The sequence below is a fragment of the Bradyrhizobium sp. IC3123 genome (assembly GCF_020193625.1).
GTDB lineage: Bacteria > Pseudomonadota > Alphaproteobacteria > Rhizobiales > Xanthobacteraceae > Bradyrhizobium > Bradyrhizobium yuanmingense.
Genome location: NZ_JADYVF010000082.1, coordinates 1 through 216, shown reverse-complemented (window position 1 = coordinate 216; position 216 = coordinate 1). Strand labels below are relative to the sequence as shown.

General features: G+C 61.1%; 1 protein-coding gene. It reads right to left on the bottom strand.

Annotated elements, in window-relative coordinates:
- On the bottom strand, positions 1–216 hold a 216-nt coding region (locus tag I6F20_RS37725), incomplete at both ends, for a hypothetical protein (RefSeq protein ID WP_225131628.1).

Below are 216 nucleotides of genomic sequence, written 5' to 3'. Positions count from 1 at the left end.
CATTCTTCCAGGCCACATCATAGCCAGTACCGCTCTGCTCTGCCCCGATCGGCGCCCAGCCTGTCCACATATCGACCGCGACCGGCGCACCCGAAAACGTGAGCCTGGGCCCTACTCCGCCCGCCACGGGATTGAGGAGGTACTCGTTCCCAACTTGAACAAGGCTCGTCGAGCCCGCTGCCTCGATCGTGATCGTAGGTACACCAATCAAACCAT